This window comes from Shewanella sp. 8A (assembly GCF_023475945.1).
In the GTDB taxonomy this organism is placed as follows: Bacteria; Pseudomonadota; Gammaproteobacteria; order Enterobacterales; family Shewanellaceae; genus Shewanella; species Shewanella xiamenensis.
This window is the reverse complement of the sequence record NZ_JAMDJP010000044.1, coordinates 1-24,579: the sequence shown is the minus strand read 5'-3', so window position 1 is coordinate 24,579 and position 24,579 is coordinate 1. Positions and strand designations below refer to the sequence as shown.

The window sequence follows — 24,579 nt, the reverse complement described above, 5'->3', positions numbered from 1 at the left end:
TGAAAACGGTTGGCGATACGCAGATTCAGTGCCTATCGCGTTTTAGTTTGATAGGCAAAGGTGGACTTAACGTTCACCTTTGCCACAAAAAGGAAGCTTAGGCTTCCACAGTAACCGAGGTGGTCGTGGTTTGTATCACCTCATTTAGTAACACAAGGAGACACTATGAAGAAGCAAGCTTCCGACATGGGCCGCCGTCAACTGCTCAAAGCATTAGCACTCGGCAGTGCGGCTGGCGCGGTAGCGACTGTGAGTAGCCAAGCATTGGCTGCGACCCCCACTGTTGCCCCAAGCGAACCTAAGAGTGACAACTATCGCGAAACCGACCATATCCGTAATTACTATGCGTCGTTGAACAACTAACCAGAGGAGTGTGTGTGATGCGATTAACCCGCAAAACAGACCAAGTTGTCGAGCCTAAAGCGCCCGCCCTCGGTCTCAATCGTCGCCAATTTTTAAAATCGGCAGGTCTTGCCACTGGTGGTATTGCTGCAGCGTCAATGCTAGGTACTGGCATGATGCGTAAAGCAGAAGCCAAAGATATCCCCCACAATGCACCGACCGAAGTTAAGCGTACCATTTGCTCTCACTGCGCTGTGGGTTGTGGTATCTATGCTGAAGTACAAAACGGTGTGTGGACAGGCCAAGAACCCGCATTTGACCATCCATTCAACCAAGGCGGTCACTGTGCTAAAGGTGCTGCTCTGCGTGAGCACGGCCATGGCGAAAAACGCCTGAAATACCCAATGAAGTTAGAAGGCGGTAAGTGGAAGAAGATCTCTTGGGATCAAGCCATCAATGAAGTGGGCGATAAGATGATGGCGATTCGTCAAGAATCAGGTCCAGATTCTATCTACTTTATGGGTAGTGCTAAGTTCTCAAATGAACAGGCTTATTTATATCGCAAATTTGCCGCATTGTGGGGCACGAACAACGTCGACCACTCAGCCCGTATTTGTCACTCTACCACAGTAGCCGGTGTTGCAAACACTTGGGGCTACGGTGCGCAAACTAACTCGATTAACGATATTCGCAACTCTAAGTGCATCATGTTTATTGGGGCAAACCCAAGTGAAGCTCATCCAGTTGCAATGCAACATATTTTGATTGGTAAAGAGCGCGGCGCCAAAATTATTGTCGTTGATCCTCGTTTCACCCGTACTGCGGCTAAGTCTGATGAGTACGTGCATATCCGCCCAGGTACCGATATTCCGTTCATTTATGGCCTGTTATGGCACATTTTTGAAAATGGCTGGGAAGATAAAGAATTTATCAAGCATCGTGTTTACGGCATGGAACGTATCCGCGAAGAAGTGAAAAAGTACACCCCAGAAGAAGTTGAAAACGTAGTGGGCGTACCTAAGGCACAAATGTATCGTGTTGCCAAGATGATGGCTGAAACCAAACCCGGCACCATTATTTGGTGTATGGGTGGTACTCAGCACCACGTCGGTAATGCCAATACCCGCTCATACTGCTTATTGCAATTAGCTTTAGGTAACATGGGGGTTCCTGGTGGTGGTACTAACATTTTCCGTGGCCACGATAACGTACAAGGTGCAACTGACTTTGGTTTGTTATTCGATAACTTACCCGGTTATTACGGTTTAACCACTGCAGCATGGAACCACTGGGCCAATGTGTGGGATCTCGATCCTAAATGGGTGGCAAGCCGTTTCGACCAAGGCGAATACTTAGGTCAAACACCACAAACTTCAACCGGTATTCCCTGCTCTCGCTGGCACGATGGCGTACTTGAAGATAAAACCAAAATCGCGCAAAAGGACAATATTCGTTTAGCGTTCTTCTGGGGGCAATCGGTCAACACTGAAACCCGTGGCCGCGAAGTACGTGAAGCACTGAATAAAATGGATACTGTGGTGGTTGTGGACCCATTCCCAACCATGGCAGGCGTGATGCATCAACGTAAGGATGGGGTGTATCTGCTACCCGCTGCGACTCAGTTTGAAACCTACGGCTCAGTGTCAGCCACAAACCGCTCAGTTCAATGGCGTTCGAAGGTGATAGAGCCGCTGTTCGAATCACTGCCAGACCACGTGATCATGTGCAAACTCGCTAAGAAAGTAGGCATAGATAAAGAACTGTTCAAACAAATCAAAGTCAACGGTGATGAGCCATTGATTGAAGATATTACCCGCGAATTTAACAAAGGTATGTGGACAATCGGCTACACAGGACATAGCCCAGAACGCTTAAAAATGCACCAAGAAAACTGGGGTACTTTTAATGCTGACAGCCTAGAAGCACCGGGAGGTCCAGCCAAGGGTGAGACCTATGGCTTACCATGGCCATGTTGGGGCACGCCAGAGATGAAACACCCTGGCACCCAAATTCTGTATAACGAAGCCAAACACGTTAAAGATGGTGGTGGTAACTTCCGTGCCCGCTATGGTGTTGAGCACAATGGCGTCAATATTCTTGCTGAAGGCACTTACTCTAAGGGTAGTGAAATCCAAGATGGTTACCCCGAATTTACCGCCGATATGCTCAAGCAATTGGGTTGGTGGGACGATTTAACCGAAGAAGAGAAAAAACACGCCGAAGGCAAAAACTGGAAGACAGATATTTCTGGTGGCATTCAACGTGTTGCCATTAAACATGGCTGTATTCCCTACGGTAACGCGAAAGCACGTTGTATCGTTTGGACTTTCCCAGATGATATCCCACTGCATCGCGAACCACTCTACACTCCTCGTCGTGACTTAGTCGCTAAGTACCCAACCTACGAAGATCGTATGGTTGCGCGTCTACCGACACTTTATAAGTCGATTCAGGATAAGGACTTTACCCAAGGTTTCCCACTGACACTGACCTCTGGTCGTTTAGTGGAATACGAAGGTGGTGGTGAAGAATCTCGTTCTAACCCTTGGTTAGCCGAGCTACAACAAGAAATGTTTATCGAAATGAACCCGGCAGACGCTGCTGACCGTGGTATTCGTGACGGTGACAATGTCTTCGTTCATAGCCCTGAAGGCGCCAGGATCACAGTGAAGGCAATGGTGACGCCACGGGTTGTACCGGGTGAATGTTTTATGCCGTACCACTTCGCAGGGGTATTTGAAGGCGAAAGCCTAGCGAAAAACTATCCAGAAGGCACTGTGCCTTATGTGATAGGTGAGTCGGCAAACACCATTTTAACTTACGGCTATGACGTTGTGACTCAGATGCAAGAAACGAAGTCCAGCTTGTGCCAGATAAGCAAAGCCTAACCAACTTGATGAGGAGATAAGCCATTATGGCAGTCATGAAATTTTTGTGTGACACCAAACGCTGCATCGAGTGTAACGGCTGCGTCACAGCATGTAAAAACGAAAACGACTCCGCGCTGGAGTGGGGTATTCAACGTCGCCGCGTGGTGACAATTAACGATGGTCAACCAGGTGAAGCATCGATTTCAGTCGCATGTATGCACTGTACCGACGCTCCTTGCATGGCCGTATGTCCGGCAGATTGTTTCTACCGTACTGACGATGGCATTGTGCTGCACAACAAAGATACCTGTATCGGTTGTGGTTACTGCTTCTATGCCTGTCCATTCGGTGCACCACAATTTCCGAAGAAAACCGCCTTTGGTAGCCGCGGTAAAATGGATAAGTGTACCTTCTGCGCCGGTGGCCCAGAAGAAACCTTCTCCGAAGCCGAGCACAAGAAATACGGTGCCAACCGTATTGCTGAAGGCAAGCTACCTATGTGTGCAGAGCTTTGTGCAACTAAAGCACTGCTCGCGGGTGATGCGGAAGTGGTATCAAACATTTACCGTCAACGTATGGCATCTCGAGGCAATCCTAACGTGATTTGGGGCTACAACCCAAAAACCGGTGAGATTAACTAAGCAGAGTGAAGGTTAGGGAGTGCTCCCTAACCTCTGGCAAGGAGTGAAAATGTTAAACAAACAGTTAAACAAATCACTGCGCAGTCTGTTTGCTCTGATGGTACTCGTGATGGGATTGGGACTTGGCTCAGTCATGAGCGCAGGCTCAGTACTGGCAAGTGATCAGCAATCGAGCCAACAGCAGGCGAAAGCGCAAACCAGCGAAGCCGATCTGTGGCGTGCGGTAAAGTCAGGTGAAACTGGCTATACCACGGCCAAAGGGGTCGAAACTGGGGTATTGATTAACGTTGCCGGTAACCAAGGTAAAGAAATAAGGAATCAATATATCACCCCGATTATGGCCTTGGCCGTGACGGGTGTGTTTGGTGCTTTCTTACTGTTTTATCTGGTGAATGGTCCTTCAAAACTCAGCCACGGTTTCTCGGGCAAGATGGTTGTACGTTGGTCAAAGGCAGATTTGTGGATCCATTGGATCATGGCAATTAGCTGTCTTGCACTGATGTTTACTGGCTTAACTATTATGCTCGGTAAGCATGTCGTGCAGGAACTGCTTGGGCCAGATATCTGGGCACCACTGATCTACGGTAGTAAAACTGTACATGACTGGGCTGGCCCCGTCTTTATCATGGCGTGGATTGTCTGCGTAGTGAAATGGATGCCACTTCAAACCTTTAAGATGTACGATCTTAAATGGTTCTTAGTGGTCGGTGGCTATATCAACTTTGGCCCATTCAAAGGTAAACACCCTGACAGTGGTTTTGCCAACGCCGGTGAGAAAATGTGGTTCTGGACACTGACCCTATTCGGGCTGTTTATCAGTGTGTCTGGCATCATGTTGGTATTACCCGGCTTAGACCTACCCCGTGAAGCCTCGATGGGCGCGCTGCTGATCCACTCGATCAGTGCCGTTATCCTGATTGCCTTTACCATAGTGCATATCTGGATGGCGACCGTACTCAGTGAAGGCGGTATGGAGTGTATGAAGTCAGGCTATTGTGATGAAAACTGGGCTATCCAGCATCACAACCTGTGGTATGACGAAATCAAAGCCAACGGCAGTTTGCGTTATAAAGACTAACGCAAGGGGTTATGCTTAACCCGATAAAAACACCTCGCACTGCGGGGTGTTTTTTTATCCAAACAAAAGCAACAACTTATTAACAAGCATTTTATTTTTGAAGTAGAAATCGGGCAATTTTGTCATCTCAAATAAACCGCCAAAGCATGAGCAAGTTAACGCTTTTGGATTAGCGTATCATCTTCTGTTACCGCAAACTGTTCTAGATCAAATCCTACTCAATCTTTTCCTACTATATTGCCGTCACGCGCGATGATTAACGGCAAGCAAGATGATTTTATTATCTTTTTCACCTCTAATCTTCACTTTTTGATAACAAGCACCACTCCTCGAAAAGTCGCGCCATCCCAAGAACCATAACCCCTATTTCAGGAGTCAGCATGAAGCAACAACCTAGCGATTTAACTCGCCGTTCTTTGCTTAAAGCACTCACCGTTGGCAGCGTAGCCGGCGCCGCAATTGCCGCGACCGGCATCAGTGCAGCCCAAGCCAGCGAGAGCAGCAAGGTAACAACTAAAGAACCTAAGGGTTACCACGAAACTGCGCACATTATCAGCTATTACGATAGCCTGCGTAGCTAATCTAGGAGAAGTCAGCGATGAAGTTAACTCGCAAGTCCGATGTCGCCAAAGTGGCCGACAAACCGACGTTAGGCATTAGCCGTCGTCAATTTATGAAGCAAGCTGGTATTGCTACTGGTGGTATCGCAGCCGCTTCTCTGATGGGTACTGGCATGATGCGCCGCGCAGAAGCCAAAGATGTACCGCACGATGCGCCTATCGAAGTTAAACGTACGATTTGTAGTGCCTGTGCCGTCGGTTGCGGTCTATATGCCGAAGTACAAAACGGTGTATGGACAGGTCAGGAACCTGCATTTGATCACCCATTCAACGCCGGCGGTCACTGCGCCAAAGGTGCTGCACTGCGTGAGCATGGCCACGGTGAAAAACGCCTGAAATACCCAATGAAATTGGTTGATGGCAAGTGGAAAAAAATCTCTTGGGAAGATGCGATTAACGAAGTGGGCGACCAAATGCTCAACATTCGTAAAGAATCTGGCCCAGACTCAGTGTACTTCATGGGTAGCGCTAAGTTTTCTAACGAAGGCTGCTATATGTACCGCAAACTGGCGGCCATGTGGGGCACAAACAACGTCGACCACTCTGCTCGTATTTGTCACTCTACCACGGTAGCCGGTGTTGCTAACACTTGGGGTTACGGTGCGCAAACTAACTCTTTCAACGATATTCAGAATGCCAATGCTATCTTCCTGATCGGGGCAAACCCAGCGGAAGCGCATCCGGTTTCAATGCAACACATTCTGATCGCTAAAGAGAAAAACAACGCGAAAATCATCGTCGTTGATCCACGTTTCTCTCGCACTGCAGCGCACTCAGATCTGCACTGTGCAATTCGTCCTGGTACTGATATTCCGTTTATCTACGGTATGTTATGGCACATTTTCGAAAACGGTTGGGAAGATAAAACCTTTATCAAACATCGCGTATTCGAGATGGAAAGTATCCGCAGAGAAGTGAAAAAATTCCCGCCAAAAGAAGTGGCGGATATCACTGGCGTAAGCGAAGAAGTGGTTTATCAAGCCGCTAAACTGATGGCCGATAATCGTCCTGGTACTGTGATTTGGTGTATGGGTGGTACTCAGCATCACGTCGGTAACGCTAACACTCGTGCTTACTGTATTCTGCAATTAGCCTTAGGCAACATGGGCGTATCTGGCGGCGGTACTAACATTTTCCGTGGTCACGATAACGTACAAGGTGCGACTGACTTAGGTCTGTTATTCGATAACTTACCAGGTTACTACGGTTTAACCTCTGCGGCTTGGGCTCACTGGACCCACGTGTGGGATCTAGATATGGAATGGGTGAAGAGCCGTTTCGATCAAAACGCCTACTTAGGCAAAGATCCAATGACCACTCCAGGTATTCCTTGTTCTCGCTGGCACGATGGCGTGTTAGAAGACAAGAGCAAACTGGCTCAGAAAGACAATATCCGTATGGCCTTCTTCTGGGGTCAATCGGTCAACACTGAAACCCGTCAACGTGAAGTGCGTGATGCCTTAGACAAGATGGATACAGTCGTCGTTGTCGACCCATTCCCAACAATGGCAGGTGTTATGCACCGTCGTAAGAATGGCGTGTATCTGTTACCTGCTGCGACTCAGTTTGAAACACAAGGTTCAGTGTCTAACTCAGGCCGTTCTATCCAATGGCGTGAGCAGGTTATCCAACCTTTATTCGAGTCAAAAACCGACATCGAAATCATGTACCGTTTAGCGCAAAAACTCGGTATTGACGAGCAGTACACTAAACGCATCGCCAAAGAAAACGGCTTACCAGTAATCGAAGACATTACTCGCGAAATTAACCGCGGTATGTGGACTATCGGTATGACAGGTCAAAGCCCTGAGCGTATCAAGTTACACACCCAAAACTGGGGCACCTTCAGCAATAAAACGCTTGAAGCCGCAGGGGGTCCTGCGAAGGGCGAAACCTACGGTTTACCTTGGCCATGTTGGGGTACACCAGAGGCGAAACACCCTGGTACCCAAATTCTGTATAACCAAGCCAAACACGTAAAAGACGGCGGCGGTAACTTCCGTGCTCGTTATGGTGTTGAATACAACGGTCAAAGCATTTTGGCGGATGGCACTTACTCTAAGGGTGCGGAAATCCAAGATGGTTATCCTGAGTTTACTGCCGATATGCTCAAGCAATTGGGTTGGTGGGATGATCTGACTGCCGAGGAAAAAGCCGAAGCCGAAGGTAAAAACTGGAAGACTGACCTGTCAGGCGGTATCGTGCGCGTGGCAATTAAGCACGGTTGTATCCCATTTGGTAATGCTAAAGCCCGTTGTATTGTTTGGACTTTCCCAGACCAAGTGCCAGTTCACCGCGAACCGTTATACACCGCACGCCGTGACTTAGTCGCTAAGTACCCAACCTACGACGATATGCAAGTTCATCGTCTACCAACACTGTACAAGTCAATCCAAGAGAAAGACTTCAGCGGTAAATATCCATTGGTACTGACCTCTGGTCGTTTAGTGGAATATGAAGGTGGTGGTGAAGAATCTCGTTCTAACCCATGGCTGGCTGAGCTTCAACAGGAAATGTTTGTTGAAATCAACCCAGGCGACGCTGCCGACCGCGGTATCCGCAACGGTGAGTTTGTATGGTTAGAGGGCGCCGAAGGTGGCCGCATTAAAGTACAAGCCATGGTAACGCCACGCGTTAAACCAGGTGTGACCTTTATGCCTTACCACTTTGCGGGTGTGATGCACGGCGAAAGCTTAGCGCCTAACTACCCTGAGGGCACAGTGCCTTACGTTATCGGTGAATCCTGTAACACAGCACTGACCTATGGTTATGACCCTGTGACCCAAATGCAGGAAACCAAAGCGTCGCTCTGTCAGATCGTTAAAGCGTAAGTGCAGCTTAAGCTAGGAGAATTGCCACTATGGCTACAATGAAATTTTTGTGTGATACCAAGCGCTGCATCGAATGTAACGGCTGTGTCACCGCATGTAAAAACGAAAACGACTCCGCTCTCGAGTGGGGTATCCAACGCCGCCGCGTGGTAACCATCAACGATGGTCAACCAGGTGAAGCATCAATCTCTGTCGCCTGTATGCATTGCTCAGATGCACCATGTATGGCAGTTTGCCCAGCAAACTGCTTCTACAGAACCGATGACGGCATTGTGCTACATAACAAAGATGCCTGTATTGGTTGTGGTTACTGCTTGTACGCCTGCCCATTTGGCGCACCACAGTTCCCGAAAAAAGGTGCCTTTGGTAGCCGCGGTAAGATGGATAAATGTACCTTCTGTGCCGGTGGCCCAGAAGAAAACCACTCAGAGGCAGAGCGCCAGAAGTACGGTTCAAACCGTATTGCCGAAGGCAAACTGCCAATGTGCGCAGAACTCTGCGCCACTAAAGCCTTATTAGCGGGTGATGCAGAAGTTGTTTCGAACATCTTCCGTGAGCGCGTGGCTTACCGTGGTGCTAAAAACGCGGCTTGGAATTAATTCAGGTCACAGGATCTGTCCACAGACTTAGCTTGGTGCCTGCTTGCAGGCGCCACTAAGCGAGAGAGGATGTATGATGAACAAATGGTTCAAACACATAGGTTTAGCCATAGCACTGCTATTTAGTGCCGTGTGTCTAGCCAATGGTGGTGATGGACAGGCGATCCAACCTCAAGCCTCTGATGCCCAAATTTGGGCACAGCTGAAGGATGGCGCGACGGGATACACTACCTCACAAAGCGAGTTCCACGCACAGCCGATCAATACTTATGATCTACGGGTGTTGGAGCTGCGTAGCGACTGGTTAGCGCCGGCTTTAATGGCAGCGCTATTCGGCATGATCATTATCTTTGTCTTATTTATCAAGGTGAACGGCATTTCTAAGCTACACCATGGTTTTTCAGGCAAGTTAGTGCATCGCTGGTCTAAATTCGACGTTTCTATTCACTGGTTAGGTGCGATTCCGTGCTTACTATTGATATTAACGGGCTTAACCTTATTAGCAGGTCGCTTCTTCTTCCAACCTTGGTTGGGCGAAGGCATCTGGGAAGCTATCGTCTATGGCGCTAAGCAAATCCATGATGTGATGGCGATTCCGTTTATGATCGGCTGGGCATTGATGACAGTGTTATGGGCGAAGAACCAGCTGCCAAAAATGTACGACGTGAAGTGGTTCCTGGTTGTTGGTGGTTACATCAACTTTGGTCCATTCAAAGGTAAACACCCTGATGCAGGCTTTGCCAACGCCGGTGAAAAAATGTGGTTCTGGGCCTTTGCCCTGTTCGGGTTAATCATTTCAGCATCGGGCATGTTGTTACTGTTCCCAAATCTTTTCGAACCAAGCCGCACCTTAAGCTTAATAGCGCTGGTATTGCACTCAGTGAGCGCCATCGTGATCTGTGCTTTCTCTATCGTGCATATCTTCATGGCAACGGTAATGTCAGAAGGCGGTATGGAGTGTATGGTGTCTGGTTATTGTGATGAAAACTGGGCAACCCAACACCACAACCTGTGGTACGACGAAATCAAAGCTAACGGCACGTTGAAATATAAAGAGTAAAAGTCGCTGAAAATAAAAAACCTCCACAGCATATTGTGGAGGTTTTTTTATGGGAAAAATAAGTGCGTTAAATCGAGCGATTAGAAGCGATACATCACAGAGACACCGATATTTCTGGGATCGATAATCGCGGCATAACCATCGGGGTAACTGCGGCTGGCGGGTTCATTTACCGTCAACGCTTGCTCATCAAACAGGTTGTTGACAAAGCCGCTAACTCTCCAGCTATCGGTTTGATAATCAAGGCTCACACGCGCAACGACATAATCACCCGCTATTCTAGATTCGGTATTATTAATATCCGCAAAATACTCGCCAACATAGTTGCCTGAAAAACCGAAAGAAAACGCATCATTCATCCAATACTTGAATCCGGCATTAGCAGTGATGTGCGGAGCTGAGTTCAACTGATTACCGATAATATCCCCATAGCTAGGGTCGGCTTGCTTGATTTCGCTATCGAGTAAACCTACGCCCGAAATAAACTGCCAGTTTTCAGTTAACATGGCGCTGAATTCGGCTTCAATACCGTAACTGACGGCTTTATCGATATTGGTAATTTTGCGGGCGCTATTAGACGCTTGATAACCATCAAAATCGTTGTAGAAGATATTAGCACTTAAGTTGACATCGCCATTGGCAAATGCGCTACGGCTACTCAGTTCATAGGTATTTACAAACTCTTCATCGTAGTAGTAATACTCGCTTTCCACCAAAGACAGCGCGCCACCACCCGAGTTATAACCACGACGAACACTGGCCGCTAAGGTGGTATTATCATTCAGCGCGTATTGCAGTACTAACTTCGGCAGGGTAACGGTATTGGCGTCATCGAGTTTTTCCTCAAGTAGACTACCTTGATAGCGCATGTTGAAGTTACGTAATTGCTCCTCACGCATCACGCGGCCACCAACAGTAATCCAGATCGAGTCGGCGAGCCCATAGGTGACTTCACCATAAACGGAGGCTGACTTAGTGCTGTCATCACCACTATAGATTGAGCTGCCAGTACTACCAAAATCTTGGCTACGTTTAAAATAGGCTAAACCAACAAAACCGTTGAAATCTTTGTCTTTGAGGCCAAAGCTATATTTGCCATCTACGGTATAACTCTTGTCCTCCATATCCACATATTGCTGGGCAGTCACGAGAGGCTCATAGGTTTCAAAGCCCCAATCGTAATCCATATAGGCGACTATCAGATCGAGGGCTTGCCCTTCCCCGAGGTCATAATCCACTTTCACTGAGTGAGTTGTCGATTTAGTCTCGATATAACGTTGGGAAATCGGCTTATATGCCCATGGATCGTCACCGGTAAAATAGTTACGCCCTGAGTCACCTTTCTCATCATTGTATGAAAAGCTGTAGAGCACTTTTAGGTCTTCAATTGCGCTCGGTTGCCACAAAAATTTGCCGCGCCAGCGATTGGTAATGAGTTCATTTTGATCAAATGTGGCGGGATTCGTCTCGTATTCCAAGCCTTTATTGTAGGTTTCGCCCGTCACATTTTGCCCGCTCACCCTAAATGCTAACTCATCATCGAGGATGGGGCCTGAGAGCATCACTGCACTGTCGATAAAGTTATCTTGATTGCGATAACCCACGCGAGCCGCGCCCTGCCAATCGAAGGTCGGATCTTCGGTTTTAATAAATACCGTACCGCCAATGCTGTTACGACCATTAATCGTCGATTGCGGACCACGGAAAACCTCAATTTGTTGAATATCCCACAGCCCAGTATCACCCGTAAGATCAGCAACAAAAGGCTCCGCCACACCATCGACTAAGGTTGATACCCGCGCACGAGCCCCACCGGTGAAAGAGTTAAATCCGGAGGCCGAACCATTACCAGAAACCCCACGAATATCGGGCACAGAGCCGGATAACACCACCACGTTCGGCACCTCAGATAAGGCACTTGAGGTTGATTGGTATTGGCCGCTATCGAGGGTTTCCTTATCAATCACTGAAATAGATGACGTCGTATCCTTCAGGCTACGCTCAATCTTTTCACCATAAACAGTAATTCTTTCAATCGGTTCTGAAGATTCTGCATCCACACCAGCATAAACGGAAGAGACCAGTAAACTCGAAACTATTGCGGCAATTGCACTTTTCTTAAACGCCCTGCATTCCATAAAAACCTCGACGGCACTCATTGATAAAAAGGTATTAACTAAAAATGCCGACAATTTATCTTAAAACAACCTTAACCACAATTGATAATCGATATCATTTACATTCAACAAATCACTTTGTGATATAACGCAAATACATTAGGTATTGAAAGGAAAAGCATCTGAAATCAAGGGGGTAAAAGCAACTTTTTGCAGATAGCGAGACGTAAGCTTATAACCGCCACGTGCATCAGACTGCTGCACCGCTAGCGCAAAGCTTTTTGAGTGCCGCAGATATTCCGCGAGTTAGACTGGCGTTAAACGTTTTAAATAACTAACTGATACCAAAGTATTTCCCTTAGCTATGCCAAATCCTCCCTAAGAATCATCTCACTTTACATTAGGCAAGTCAGAGCGCCGCAGCGGATCATCCGTCGCTTGCCGCACCCGGCTCGCCCAATATCCTGCCAGCATGGCGCCTGAGAGATTATGCCAAATTGAGAAAATCGCGCTGGGGACGGCGGAGAGTGGGCTAAAAAACTTGATACACAGAGCAGTTGCGAGACCAGAGTTTTGCAGCCCCACCTCAATCGAAATGGTTTTACACACTGTATGGTTAAAGCCGAGCAAGCGGCAACAGGTATAACCCAAGGCGAGTCCTAAGCCATTATGTAGAAACACCGCGAGTAAAATCACAGGCCCCACCTGCGCAAATTGCCCCGCATTTAAGGCCACAATAATGCTGATGGCCAGCACTATCGCCACAATAGAAATAATGGGCAATGCGGGGGCAAGTTTAGCCACCCGCGGTTTAAAGAAATGATTCAATACCACACCCACAGTCACAGGGATAAGCACGATTTTAACGAGGCTGACTAGCATATCCACTAAAGGAATAGCGACCATCTCGCCGATTAATAGCTGGATAATCAACGGGGTGAGCACCACACCCACTAAGGTGGATAGCGCCGTCATAGTGATGGATAAGGCGACATCCCCCTTGGCCAAATAGCAGATCACGTTCGATGCCGTGCCGCCTGCCACGCTCCCCACCAGCACCATGCCTATGGTCAACTCCCGATTGAGCCCTAACAGTAAACTGATGACTAAGGCACTTAAGGGCATTAGGGTAAATTGCAAGATTAAGCCAGTGATAACGGCGCGTTTCTGCTTAAATGCATTGGTAAAATCCTGCAAATCTAAGGTCAATCCCATGGATAACATAATCACCACCAGCAACGGCACTATGCTGGTTTTTAATCCGCTAAACCATGCGGGCATCAAATACGCCGTACCCGCCCCGAGTAAGGCAAATAGCGGAAAAAAGCGGTTGATATTAACCAATGGGGATCCTCCGAGATTTCAGGCGATTTGAGGAAATTAAGTAATGTCCGCAGGGATAATGACAGCCTGACTCCCTCAGCACAAGCCAAAGCGTCCACAAGTAAGAAGCTCAACTTTTTATCATTTCAGCCTTTCGATTGAGCTCTTAAGTTAATCGCTCTAATTCAATAACAAAGAGCCAAAAACCTCAGTAAATATGCATCTATGTTTACTAAAACATGATCTGCTTAACAAAAAGCCCGTGATTTCCTTGTTAGGAAACCGTAACTTATAACCAGTTCACGTTTTATTTACTCCATACGAGGTAGTCTAATTGCGCTAGGTGGTCGTGAATTACCTAAAGCAATTTTGGTGTTTACGGTTAGCACTCTCAGATAGGAATCGTTATGTCTTCAGTTATTCAAACGCTCAGCGGCGCGATCGCAACGCCTTATCAAGCGAATATTACCGTCCCTAACTGGATGCTCAGCTCGATGGAACGAGTCATGCAGTATTATGTCGATAAGAATCTTCGCCTTGATACGCTCTCCGCCGACATCATGCCCGCTCCGGTCGAAGGTAAAAAGTACATGCTTTATGCCCATGTGCCCTTCTGCCATACCTTGTGTTCTTACTGCACCTTCCATCGTTTTATGTTTAAGGAAGACAAGGCGCGCGCTTACTTTATCTCCCTACGTAAAGAGATGGAGATGGTCAAAGCCTTAGGCTATGACTTTGAATCTATGTACATTGGCGGTGGCACCACCACAGTATTAGAAGACGAACTCGCCCGTACGATTGAGCATGCAAAGACCTTATTCCCAAGCATTAAAGAAGTGTCTTGCGAGTCGGATCCACAGCATTTAGACAGCCCTGGCTTTAAGCAACTCAAGGGTTTAGTGGATCGTATGTCCATCGGCGTACAAAGCTTTAACGATGACATTTTAAAAATGACCGACCGCCTTGAAAAATTCGGCACAGGTCAACAAACCTTCGACAAGATTATGGCGGCTAAAGAGCTGTTCCCCATTATCAACGTCGACCTGATTTTTGGCTTCCGCGGCCAAACCGATGAAGTGATCCAGCACGACTTAGATATGGCCTCGCGCCTCGACCCGAGACAGATCACCACCTATCCGCTGATGATCACGCACCAAACGCGTAAGAGTGTTAAAGGTAAACTGGCCGCGCCACAGGCAGATATGGCCAACCAATATCGCCAGATCTTAAACAGTTTAAATGGTCAATATAATCAGTTGTCTGCATGGGCATTTGGTAAGGCGAATGACGAAGGCTTCGACGAATATGTAATCGACTACGATGAGTATTTAGGGGTTGGTTCAGGCTCCTTTAGCTTTTTGAATGACACTTTATACGTCAACACCTTCTCGCTACGTAAATACCAAGAGCGGATCGCCGCTGGTAAGATGGGTGTCGAGCAACAGAAGAACTACAACAAAAAAGATGTGATGCAATATCGATTCCTGCTGGGGATGTTCTCCGGTCGCCTGTCGCGCAAATATTTCCGCGAAACCTTTGGCGTTAACTTAGACACAGCCCTGTTTAAGGAAATGACCTCGATGAAGCTGATTGGCGCCATCAAGAATGACCCCACCGATCCTGATAATCTGATCATCACAGATAACGGAAAGATGATGGGCCTGTTAATGATGAAAGAGTTCTACGCTGGCATGGATAACGTGCGCGCGCAATTGCGTAAACCGCTCAAACCCTGCGATATGTAAGCAAGAGTAAAACCACTAAAGGCCCTTTATGGGCCTTTTTGTTAAGGTGATTTCGCGCTACTCTTGCCTCGGTTTATTCGCATTCGTGACCAACCCAGTAATAAAGGAGTATTCGTTATGGGTTTTACTGATCAAGAAAAACAAGCACTACTCGCCGTTAAGGGCGTTGGCCCGACTGTCATTAAACGCTTTGAAGAAATCGGTATTAGCTCACTTGCGCAGTTGGCCGAGCATGAGGTCGAGGATATCGCCAACCTCGTCGCTAGCATGTTACGCACCACTTGCTGGAAAAACAGCCCGCAAGCACGCAATGCTATTGCCGCAGCCATCAAACTTGCCCGCCATCAGTAATCTTTTGATTTCCAATTCGTTGAGATATTTATGCCATCTTATTTACGCATCTTAGCTTGCACTCTAACCGCGTTGTTATTTAGCACATCAGTTTTTGCCAACGACAGCAGTTTCGGGGATGCCAATGGTTCAATCACCCTTAAATATCAGCCGCATATCAGTATGGACAAAGAGTCACTCTTTATCAGCGAGGCCGAAATCAGGGTCGATTATGTGTTTACCAACACCAGTTCGCAGGATCTTATCGTCCCCATCGCCTTCCCTATGCCGCCGATGTTTTTTGGCTCCGCCGATCACAGCAGCATCGATAACTTCACCCTAAAAGTGAATGGCAAAACCCAGCCAACCGAGCACAGGCTCGTCGCCCAACTTGCCGATAAGACGGATATTTCTGCCGAGCTTAAAAAACTCGGCTGGGGTGTAGAGGAAGTCGCCTATTTTGCCGAATATGGCGAAGTCCCCAAGGGCAAACCTGCGCTCCCCAAGGAATGGTTGGATGAGGAGCAACAAATCGCCTTTACCCTAAGCGATTACTTTGTGTGGGAACAAACCTTTCCCGCGGGCCAATCTGTCTCCATCAGCCACAGTTATACGCCGAGCCTCTCAACGGGCATCCCCGATACTGCCAATAGTATTATCGATACTTACACTGAACTTGCCTGTTTAGATGAAAGCGCTAAGCAAGGTATTCGGAAGCGTAATCTCGTCGTTAAACAAGACGGTGAAGATGTTGAATATGGCGTGGAATGGAGCCACCTTAGCTATATTTTGGTCACGGCCAATAACTGGCAAGGAGCGATTAAGGACTTTAAACTGACGCTGAAAAAATCCGAACCGACTGATCTCGTCAGTTTGTGTTTTGATGGTGAACTTAAAAAAACCGATCCACTCACCTTTGAGTTTCAGCAAAAACAATTCACGCCAACGCAGGATCTCAGCATCCTATTTATCCGTACACCGGATTTTGAATAATCGAAAAAGCCAGCTAAAAGCTGGCTTTTTGTATTAAGCGACTAATTTTAAGCGCGGTTAAAAACTATAGGTCATACCTAACCAGTAACGGCGACCATCTTCAATATAGCCGTACTCATCTTGAGTAATCTCTTTATCGAAGGCGTTATAGATGCCCGCGCTGAACTTAATGCTGTCGTTAACGCGATAGTTCGCACCCAAATCTAACAGCGTATAGGACGGCGCAATCAAACTGCTTGAGGAAGGCCCTGTGGTTGGCTGGCTCTCTTCACCACGATAGTTAACCCGCAGCCAAGTGCTTAACTTATCGATCGGCTCATAGTTAACCGATAATTGCACCAGATGTTTAGGTAGCTGGTTCAATGGACTCCCTTTGTAAGTGCCCGTTTTTTGCTCCGAATCGGTATAAGTGTAGTTACCCGTTAGGGCTAAGTTACTCAGGACTTTATAGTCGATACTCAGCTCAACCCCTTGGGTGACCGCCTCATCGATATTCACATAGGTCGTCGGATCGGAACCAAACTGGTTTGGCCCGTCAGTACATTGAGTTGCAGGGCAAGCGACACGGGTGATCTTGTCCTCAAACTCGTTATAAAACACGCCAGCACTGGTGGTGATGGAGTCGGTCAAATCCGTGTAAATGCCTAACTCATAGTTCACAGAGGTTTCGGGTTGCAAATCCGGATTACCATACATATTGCCGCCTCGGCTCACCTGCCCCCAATCTGGCACGGTTTGCCTTAGGCTCGGCGCCCGAAAGCCCGTCGACACACCGCCTTTTAAGGTAGTGTGCTCGGTCAGCCCCCAAACACCATAAATCCGTGGACTAAGGTGGTCACCAAAGTTTTCATCATCGTCTAAACGCAGGCCCAAGGTTAAGGCAAAATTATCGACAATACGCCATTCATCTTCTGAGAATACCGACCATTGACGGCGACTAATATCGGTTAAGTCACTGACCTGATTGCCAGTTTCATCGGTGAGATCTTGATAATTGAAAGCAGCACCAAAGGTTGCCGTATGGCTTTCACCTAAGGTGGCGATCACACTGGTTTGAGCATCGGTATTCTTGATTTTCATCTTGCGGGACTTGTTATCGTACACTTCGTGCTTGATATAAGTATCCGATGTGCCAAAGTCCCAACGTCCGGTGTGAGATAGCGAAATCGTGCTGTTTTCATACTCGGTTGTCGACGATGCAGGGCAACCACTGCGGCCACAACTGGCCCCCGGCGCTAATGGCGCAACGGTTTTCCCTAAGGTGCTATCCAACTCTTGGTTGGCTACGCCCACTTCTAACATAATGTCATGGTCTTGATTCGGCGTGAGGGCAAATCTGGCGGTGAGATTATCCGCATCACGGCCTCGGTAACCACCGTAGATATTATCTTCTTCACGCTGGGTATATTGGCCGTATAACTGCACGCCAAGCAAATCTTTAATCAAGCCACCGTTCACAAAAAAGTTGCCCTGATACACATTGCCCGAGGCTGACTTCTCCTGCAAGGTGCTATCGAGGCGCAATTCCCCCTGCCACTCATTGGGCACTTTACGGGTGATAATGTTGATCACCCCACCAATGGCGTCAGAGCCATAAAGCGATGACATGGGGCCACGGACAATTTCAATCCTATCAATTGCGGCGAGCGGCGGCGTCCAAGCGCCTTCAACACCAGGACCATCACTGTTGGTGCGGGTCTCGCGGGAAGACTGGCGTTTACCATCGACGAGGATCAACGTGTACTGGCTGCCCATGCCCCGTAGACTAATGTCCCGACGGTCGGCACCGCCAGTCACCACCACGCCGGGGACTTCTAACATGGCGTCGGTTAAGTCACGGTAAAAACGTGTATCAAGATCCTCTCGGGTGATGACGCTGATAGAAGCGGGCGCGTCACGTACTTGCTGCTCAAACCCCGATGCGGTGACGACAATTCTTTCCATCATCTTGTCTTGATCGGGTGCGGTATCCGCCAAAGCCTGAGTGGCTGGTAGCAATAATGCGGTTGATACTAGCTGTGCGAGGATCTTTTTACGACGTAACAACATAACCAACGAATCTCCCTTAACGGCTTCCTAAATGATAATAATTTTCAATACGGCAATGTATCCCTATGTTACAATCGGCTCAAGTTAGACTTTGAGTAATCACTTGTAAGAGTTGCTTAAGAATGAATAGAAATATGGTCAAGGGCATGATCGTGTTTGCCGCCATCGCGGAAAAAGGCTCGATGAGCGCTGCGGCAACACAGCTTAATCTGAGTTCATCGGCGGTGAGCCAACAAGTCGCCAAGCTTGAAATGGATATGGGAATTAGTCTGTTTCACCGTAATACCCGCCACCTCACACTCACAGAGGCGGGCACGTTATTCTATGAAAACTGCATTAAAATCATAAAAATAGTAGAAAGCGCCGAACAACAGCTGCATGCATTAAAGGGCACGCCTTCGGGGGAGCTTAAAATCGCTGCCCCAGTCGGTTTTGGTGGTGGTTTACTCAGCCAGCCATTAGCACATTTATTGGCGGCTCACCCGCAGATCAGTCTCAATCTGCAATTGCAGGACGGCCCAATTGATATAGTTAATGAAGGAATCGATCTGGCAATTTGCATCGGCCCTCTGTCGGATTCGAACCTTATTGCTCGCCCCTTGGCAGATTGGCGTATGTTACTGTGTGTCGCCCCCAGCTATATTCCCCAGCATCAGAGCCTACAACATCCTCACGACTTACAAGGGTTCAACCGTATTAGTCATAGCTATGCTAAACCCGAGTTCTTAACCCATTCACAGACTCAAGAGCGAGTCGAACTCCCAGCCCAGCGCATCAACGTCAATAATATGCAGACGCTTATCCAACTCACCCTCGATGGATTAGGCTATGCCGTATTACCAGAACCCGAAGTCCATCAATACCTTGCATCTGGCCAATTGGTGACACTTTTGCCCGACTGGTCGCTACGCACCTACAGCGTTTACAGCGTGACCTCGGCGCGGGATAAACAGCCCGCCAAAGTGAAAGAAGCCATCACTGCGCTCAGCCATTATTTTAGCCAGATGGATTTTAGCCCAAGCCCAGCGTCACTGACTCAGTCCAGCGCCTGCGTGCGCACGCCGAGATTAGCCATCCCCACCTAAGCACTCGTAGGCATGCGTTTCATTTATCAGGTGAGTTAGAGTATGCTGTTTTATCCATTCGATTAAGTAGTAATAACGCAATGCAAGATGTGGCCTTAGTGTTAGAGGGCGGCGGCCTGAGGGCAATTTATACCGCCGGCGTGTTAGATGCCTTTTTGCAGCAACAATTGCACTTCCCCTATGTGATAGGTGTATCGGCGGGGGCGATTTATCCCGCTTCTTATGTTTCACGCCAATTTGGCCGCAATTTACAAATTCAGCAGCAATATCTGCGGGATAAGCGCTACATGGGGCTACACCACTGGTTGACCACGGGCAATTATGTCAACACCGACTTTACCTATAAGCGCATGGCCTATGAGTTACTGCCTTTTGATTTTAAAACCTTTTTAGGCAGCGGAACCGAGTTTAAAGTCGGGGCGTTTAACTGCCAGACAGGACAAACCGATTACTTTGGCATGGCCGATTTTCAGGAGCACGATAAATTGCTCGACGTGCTGATCGCCTCCTCTAGCCTGCCTTTTATGGCCAATCCCTATCGGATAAACCACCAAACCTACCTCGATGGCGGTATCGCCGCGCCCATTCCGGTAGCGAAGGCGCAGGAAGAGGGCTATAAGCGGCAGGTGGTGATCCTGACTCAGGACGCAAACTATCGAAAATCGCCGATGAAGTTCAATTGGTTAGCTCGCAAGCGTTATCAAACATATCCAGCAGTGGCCGCTGCGCTCAAAGTACGCCACCAACGTTATAACCACTCCCTCGAGGAACTTACCCAGAGTGTTGCCAGCGGCCATACCTTTGTGATCCGCCCTGCTGCACCACTTAATCTCTCACGACTTGACCGCAATATCGATAAAGTGACCGCCGTATATCATCAAGGACTTGCGGATGGTCAGGCGATTTTGCCCAAACTGCAAGCTTGGCTAAACACAGGGGCAGATATCAGTTAGTGAGCGAGGCGCTGACTTTGTTAATAATCAGCTCCCGCAACCATTTATGGCTGAGATCGTGTTCGAAATGCTTATGCCACATCAGCAAATACGCACCGGGGATCAGTTTAATCGGCGAGGGTAAATACTTAAGATCAAACGACTTCATCACCGCTAAGGCATAACGGGAAGGAGCGCAGAGAATCAAATCGCTTTGCTCACACAGGGCAAGCGCACTCTGGAAGTCGGTCATATTGACCGCAATATCTCGTTTACGCCCTTGGATTTGCAGCACATCGTCTAACAACCAATATTCCAAGCCACCAAAGGCGACCTGTAATTGGCGATAGCTTAAAAAGGTATCGAGATTCCATTCCTGCGATAGTGCAGGATGGTCACTGCGCATCAGACACACTATGTAATCCTGAACCAATTCAACATAATGGATATCGTCCGGAATATGGTTTACATGCATGGGCGAACGTTCATCCCATTCGCGGCAGCCAATAGCCAAGTCGATATCGCAACGCAGCAATCTGTCCATGGTATCCAGCCGCCAGGTTTGACAATTAATGCTCACACCGGGCGCCTGCGCTAAAAGCGAAGGCATAAAGTGTGGGAAAGTCAGCGAATAGGTCGTCTCGACCAGATGCATCCGAAACTGACGTTGGCTTAGGGCGGGCTCAAAACTGTCTGGCCGAGTAAATTGCGCTAATTGCTGTAAACATTGGCGCAAGTCGGGCGCCAGCGACAGCGCCTTGGGCGTCGGCTTGAGGCCGTAGGCGGTGCGCTCGAATAAGGGGTCATCAAACACTTCACGCAGGCGAGTCAATTGCTTGCTCACCGCCGACTGACTCAAATGCAGCCGCGCCGCTGCGGCCGTGACACTCTGCTCCTCGAGGAGAATTTCCAGTACGGGCAGTAAGTTTAAGTCTAAGTGTTTTAGCATCTAACCCCTCGCTTTTAAGGGATTCCACCTCAAGTTTTGCGGCAACTTCATCAGCAGTAGCGACAGTAAAATCACTAAAATCCCTGCCCACTGGCGCATATCTAAGGCTTCACCCACAATCAATACGCCTAATGATACGGCAACCACTGGATTGACTAAAGCCACCATCCCCATGATTTCTGGCCCTAAATTTCGCATTGACCAGAGCCAAGCCCAATAAGCCACTGCGGTATTGGCGGTAACCAACCAGATTAACGAGGGAACCACATCCATACTCGGGATCTGTGGCGGTCCCGCCATAAACCACGCTAGTGGGATCAACATCAATCCCCCCAAGAGTAATTGCCAAGCGGTCAGCACTAAAAAATCGCCCACATCCCAGCGCTGCATCCAACGGGAAGAAAAGGCAATTAGAGTCGTCGCACTCAACATACACAGGACACCAATCGGGTCGAGATCCGCCGAGGGATTAAGCAATAAAATTACTCCTGCGAGGCCCATCAAACCGAGCAGTAACCACTTCATCCCCGGACGTTTTTTATCGATCAGCCAAGCGAGGATCAAAAAGATTAATGGCAAAGTCGCACCCAGCGTGCCCGCAACGGCACCCGGTAGCCGATAGGCGCCAATAAACAGCAGTGCAAAGAAGGCGCCAATATTACAAAACGCCAGCAAGCTTAATTTAGACCACGCCAGCGTCGGCAAACGTGGTCGCAGCATCAGCAGCAATATGCCCGCAGGCAGCGCGCGCCAAACCGCCACCCAGTAGGGCGACATATCCTGTAAGTAAAGACTCACCAGTGCATAGGTAGTCCCCCAAAACACTGGGGCGAGTAACGCAATCACAAACGGCATAATGACTTCTTGAAAAGTATCTTGATATTGAGATATATTACTTTGAGAGAATAAAACAGGCAAGTACTGATATAAGGTTAATAGGGAGAAAAGAAAAAGGAACTCGCGTTTATACCGCTGTAGATATGCGCACGCAGAGCTGCGCTTAAGGCTTGTTTGCCGTATAATCGGGCGTCATTTTTTATAGGCGGGCAAGCATGTTCCATATCGCACTCTATGAGCCAGAAATCGCACCCAACACGGGTAATATCATTCGCCTTTGCGCAAACAACGGCAGCCAACTTCATCTAATTGAGCCACTTGGATTTGATTTTGAAGAGAAAAAACTGCGCCGCGCGGGCCTAGACTATGCCGATTTAACCAATGTGACTCGCCATAAAAACTTCGATGCCTTCCTCGAATCCATGGCAGGCAAACGCATTATGGCCTGTACCACTAAGGGCAGCCGCCCTCACACTGAACTCAGTTTTGCCAAGGATGACGTGTTGTTATTTGGCCCTGAGACCCGTGGTCTACCTATGTCGATTATCGAGTCGATCCCGACCGAGCAGCGATTACGCATTCCGATGGCAGCTACCAGTCGCAGCCTCAACCTCTCCAATGCAGTAGCGATTATTAGCTACGAAGCCTGGCGTCAGCTCGGGTTTGAAGGCGCAATTTAATACCTAGGAATACTGATTTGGATTAGGCTGGACTTAACCAGCCAATTTTCCAATCATTCAGCCATTCACACCGAAAAATTGTTTTAACTCAATTCGGCCTGAAACCAGTAATTTTGCCGTCAGGTATGTGGATGAATTGTCATTGTTTCCCCTGTGACACGCCGCTGTTTTATTTAACAGAGTTGTCCCTATTGGCTCGACGGCGGCATCTACAACACATGGAAGTGTAAATGCCGCGTTCACATGGATGTGAAAGAGCGGCCATGCCGCCAACGGTCACTGGTGCAACAATGCCAATCTTCACTAACCCTTTCGCTGTTCTTTCTGCTAAAAAGGTATTGCCCCTTTGTGTGTTTAGGCTCATTAGCTCAAACGAAAATTCCCACATCTGCTGCCATACAAATTCTTATCTATTTGGCTATGTTTGGCCTTACCAGAAATCGACTAACAATGTATGGGTATACAGTCGTATTTAAATTTAGATGCTTTTGAGTGTTTTTACACTCATTAGTTTGCGCGTTTATCCAGCCTAAAATTTATAAAACCCTTAAAAATCATTCGCATAAACTTTCCCAAAATTAGTTAATAGGTTTGGAAAACGCGCATGCGCACTAATAAAATGTTATATGCCACAGGGAGACTTGGCTTGTCGATTAAACTGTTAACTGAACGTTACCAACTTACTATCATTGCACCTTTTCATTTAAGCGTTAATGGCGAGAAATACGTCATTGATGCCCTAATTGAAGGTTATGGTGCACGTAAAGGCATGCTAATCGTCAAAAATGCAAATACTATTAAAGAAGTAAGAGGCGAGATTGTAGCTTTGGGGTATGGATTTTCTTGTTTTGATATTAATGCCAATGATGTAGCAGAAGGTTTTCAAGAAGTGCTAGATGACTGGGGTAAATGTGTCATATAGCAAGTTGCCTAAATTCGCCGCAAAAAGCGCGGCTGGGACAAATACTCACTGGGCTCCGCCCAACAACGTTCGCATTTGCCCTTTGGCAAAGCGTTAGCAACTATGCCTATAAAAATCACTCGCCCTACAAATATCCTAGTTTTATTCACGCTCGCACTGGCAGCATTAGGCGGTATTTTCTTTGGTCTATATTCATGCGGCGGTTACTACTGGCACATCCAGGCTTACTGGATTTCTGCGTTGATATTTGTTGTTGGCTCCATCACGCTCAAGAACCAAGTGCTAAACACCTTAAGCTCCAAGCTTTTATTTCCAATAATTTACTTGGTCCTCTTCTTGGCTTCACAGTCAGTCGCTGCTACGTTCTATCCATCAGCCCCTGAAAGCTTCTCAGAGTTCATGCGCAATTTTCTTATAACTGTTGAGTACGGCCCATGCGCTTAGCAATCGCGCTCGCATCGCAGCTAATCGGGTAGCCGGAGGTATTTAGCCTCCAGCCCCCACACCACCCTGCATGCGGCTCCGCACAGGGCGGTTCATTTAGAACGCCTAACCTGTTTTCTGGTTCGGATAGTG

20 protein-coding genes are annotated in these 24,579 nt (G+C 47.9%); 15 read left to right on the top strand and 5 right to left on the bottom strand.

All coding sequences use genetic code 11. From position 1 onward, the window contains the following. The first annotated feature begins 165 nt into the window (after positions 1-165). The 8 genes from M0413_RS20935 (at position 166) to M0413_RS20900 (ending at position 10,041) form a co-directional block, all read left to right on the top strand. Positions 166-363 (top strand): twin-arginine translocation signal domain-containing protein, encoded by a 198-nt coding sequence (locus tag M0413_RS20935; protein WP_011074127.1) that lies wholly within the window; start codon positions 166-168, stop codon positions 361-363. 17 nt (positions 364-380) lie between these two features. Then, complete coding sequence (locus M0413_RS20930) at positions 381-3,230, top strand: molybdopterin-dependent oxidoreductase (protein WP_249555528.1); 2,850 nt, start codon at positions 381-383, stop codon at positions 3,228-3,230. 26 nt (positions 3,231-3,256) lie between these two features. After that, entirely contained in the window at positions 3,257-3,853 is a 597-nt protein-coding gene (gene fdh3B / locus M0413_RS20925; protein ID WP_011074129.1) for a formate dehydrogenase FDH3 subunit beta, read from the top strand. A 49-nt stretch (positions 3,854-3,902) separates the two neighbouring features. Further along, positions 3,903-4,931: a formate dehydrogenase subunit gamma gene (locus M0413_RS20920; RefSeq protein WP_037423454.1), complete on the top strand. Its 1,029-nt coding sequence runs from the start codon at positions 3,903-3,905 to the stop codon at positions 4,929-4,931. 380 nt (positions 4,932-5,311) lie between these two features. After that, the gene (locus M0413_RS20915) at positions 5,312-5,512 is read left to right on the top strand and encodes a twin-arginine translocation signal domain-containing protein (protein WP_037423451.1); all 201 of its coding nucleotides are present in this window, start codon (positions 5,312-5,314) and stop codon (positions 5,510-5,512) included. Positions 5,513-5,529: 17 nt separating this feature from the next. Continuing rightward, positions 5,530-8,382 carry a molybdopterin-dependent oxidoreductase gene (locus M0413_RS20910; RefSeq protein ID WP_069454014.1) on the top strand — a complete coding sequence of 951 codons (2,853 nt, stop codon included), beginning with the start codon at positions 5,530-5,532 and terminating at the stop codon, positions 8,380-8,382. Positions 8,383-8,411: 29 nt separating this feature from the next. Next, positions 8,412-8,981: a formate dehydrogenase FDH3 subunit beta gene (gene fdh3B, locus M0413_RS20905; RefSeq protein ID WP_037423445.1), complete on the top strand. Its 570-nt coding sequence runs from the start codon at positions 8,412-8,414 to the stop codon at positions 8,979-8,981. A gap of 76 nt (positions 8,982-9,057) precedes the next feature. Beyond that, a complete protein-coding gene (locus M0413_RS20900) occupies positions 9,058-10,041 on the top strand; it encodes a formate dehydrogenase subunit gamma (RefSeq protein ID WP_037423443.1) in 984 nt (327 codons plus the stop codon). Positions 10,042-10,121: 80 nt separating this feature from the next. Here M0413_RS20900 and M0413_RS20895 read toward each other — a convergent pair whose 3' ends face one another. Then, positions 10,122-12,179: a TonB-dependent receptor gene (locus M0413_RS20895; RefSeq protein ID WP_249555523.1), complete on the bottom strand. Its 2,058-nt coding sequence runs from the start codon at positions 12,177-12,179 to the stop codon at positions 10,122-10,124. 369 nt (positions 12,180-12,548) lie between these two features. Next, complete coding sequence (locus M0413_RS20890; protein ID WP_249555521.1) at positions 12,549-13,502, bottom strand: bile acid:sodium symporter family protein; 954 nt, start codon at positions 13,500-13,502, stop codon at positions 12,549-12,551. Positions 13,503-13,888: 386 nt separating this feature from the next. Between M0413_RS20890 and M0413_RS20885 the strand changes: the two genes are divergently transcribed. The 3 genes from M0413_RS20885 (at position 13,889) to M0413_RS20875 (ending at position 16,549) form a co-directional block, all read left to right on the top strand. Continuing rightward, a complete protein-coding gene (locus M0413_RS20885) occupies positions 13,889-15,226 on the top strand; it encodes a coproporphyrinogen III oxidase family protein (protein ID WP_037423493.1) in 1,338 nt (445 codons plus the stop codon). Positions 15,227-15,343: 117 nt separating this feature from the next. Next, positions 15,344-15,577: a helix-hairpin-helix domain-containing protein gene (locus tag M0413_RS20880; RefSeq protein ID WP_249555519.1), complete on the top strand. Its 234-nt coding sequence runs from the start codon at positions 15,344-15,346 to the stop codon at positions 15,575-15,577. Between the two features lie 30 nt (positions 15,578-15,607). Continuing rightward, on the top strand, positions 15,608-16,549 hold the full coding sequence (locus tag M0413_RS20875) for a DUF4424 domain-containing protein (protein WP_218737828.1): 942 nt from the start codon (positions 15,608-15,610) through the stop codon (positions 16,547-16,549). Between the two features lie 57 nt (positions 16,550-16,606). Here M0413_RS20875 and M0413_RS20870 read toward each other — a convergent pair whose 3' ends face one another. Next, positions 16,607-18,598: a ligand-gated channel protein gene (locus tag M0413_RS20870; RefSeq protein ID WP_249555517.1), complete on the bottom strand. Its 1,992-nt coding sequence runs from the start codon at positions 18,596-18,598 to the stop codon at positions 16,607-16,609. A 122-nt stretch (positions 18,599-18,720) separates the two neighbouring features. Between M0413_RS20870 and M0413_RS20865 the strand changes: the two genes are divergently transcribed. After that, positions 18,721-19,683, top strand: coding sequence for a LysR family transcriptional regulator (locus M0413_RS20865; RefSeq protein ID WP_218737826.1), 963 nt, complete (start codon positions 18,721-18,723; stop codon positions 19,681-19,683). Between the two features lie 80 nt (positions 19,684-19,763). Continuing rightward, positions 19,764-20,636, top strand: a complete 873-nt coding sequence (locus M0413_RS20860) for a patatin-like phospholipase family protein (protein ID WP_218737825.1) — start codon at positions 19,764-19,766, stop codon at positions 20,634-20,636. Here M0413_RS20860 and M0413_RS20855 read toward each other — a convergent pair. Together M0413_RS20855 and M0413_RS20850 are read right to left on the bottom strand one after the other, a co-directional pair. Beyond that, on the bottom strand, positions 20,629-21,564 hold the full coding sequence (locus tag M0413_RS20855; protein ID WP_037429208.1) for a LysR family transcriptional regulator: 936 nt from the start codon (positions 21,562-21,564) through the stop codon (positions 20,629-20,631). The two genes, M0413_RS20860 and M0413_RS20855, sit on opposite strands and share 8 nt — an antisense overlap. After that, positions 21,565-22,419: a DMT family transporter gene (locus M0413_RS20850; RefSeq protein ID WP_069454005.1), complete on the bottom strand. Its 855-nt coding sequence runs from the start codon at positions 22,417-22,419 to the stop codon at positions 21,565-21,567. A 197-nt stretch (positions 22,420-22,616) separates the two neighbouring features. Between M0413_RS20850 and trmL the strand changes: the two genes are divergently transcribed. Continuing rightward, positions 22,617-23,081, top strand: coding sequence for a tRNA (uridine(34)/cytosine(34)/5-carboxymethylaminomethyluridine(34)-2'-O)-methyltransferase TrmL (trmL, locus tag M0413_RS20845; protein ID WP_069454004.1), 465 nt, complete (start codon positions 22,617-22,619; stop codon positions 23,079-23,081). 604 nt (positions 23,082-23,685) lie between these two features. Then, entirely contained in the window at positions 23,686-24,003 is a 318-nt protein-coding gene (locus tag M0413_RS20840) for a hypothetical protein (protein WP_218678592.1), read from the top strand. Positions 24,004-24,579 lie beyond the last annotated feature (576 nt).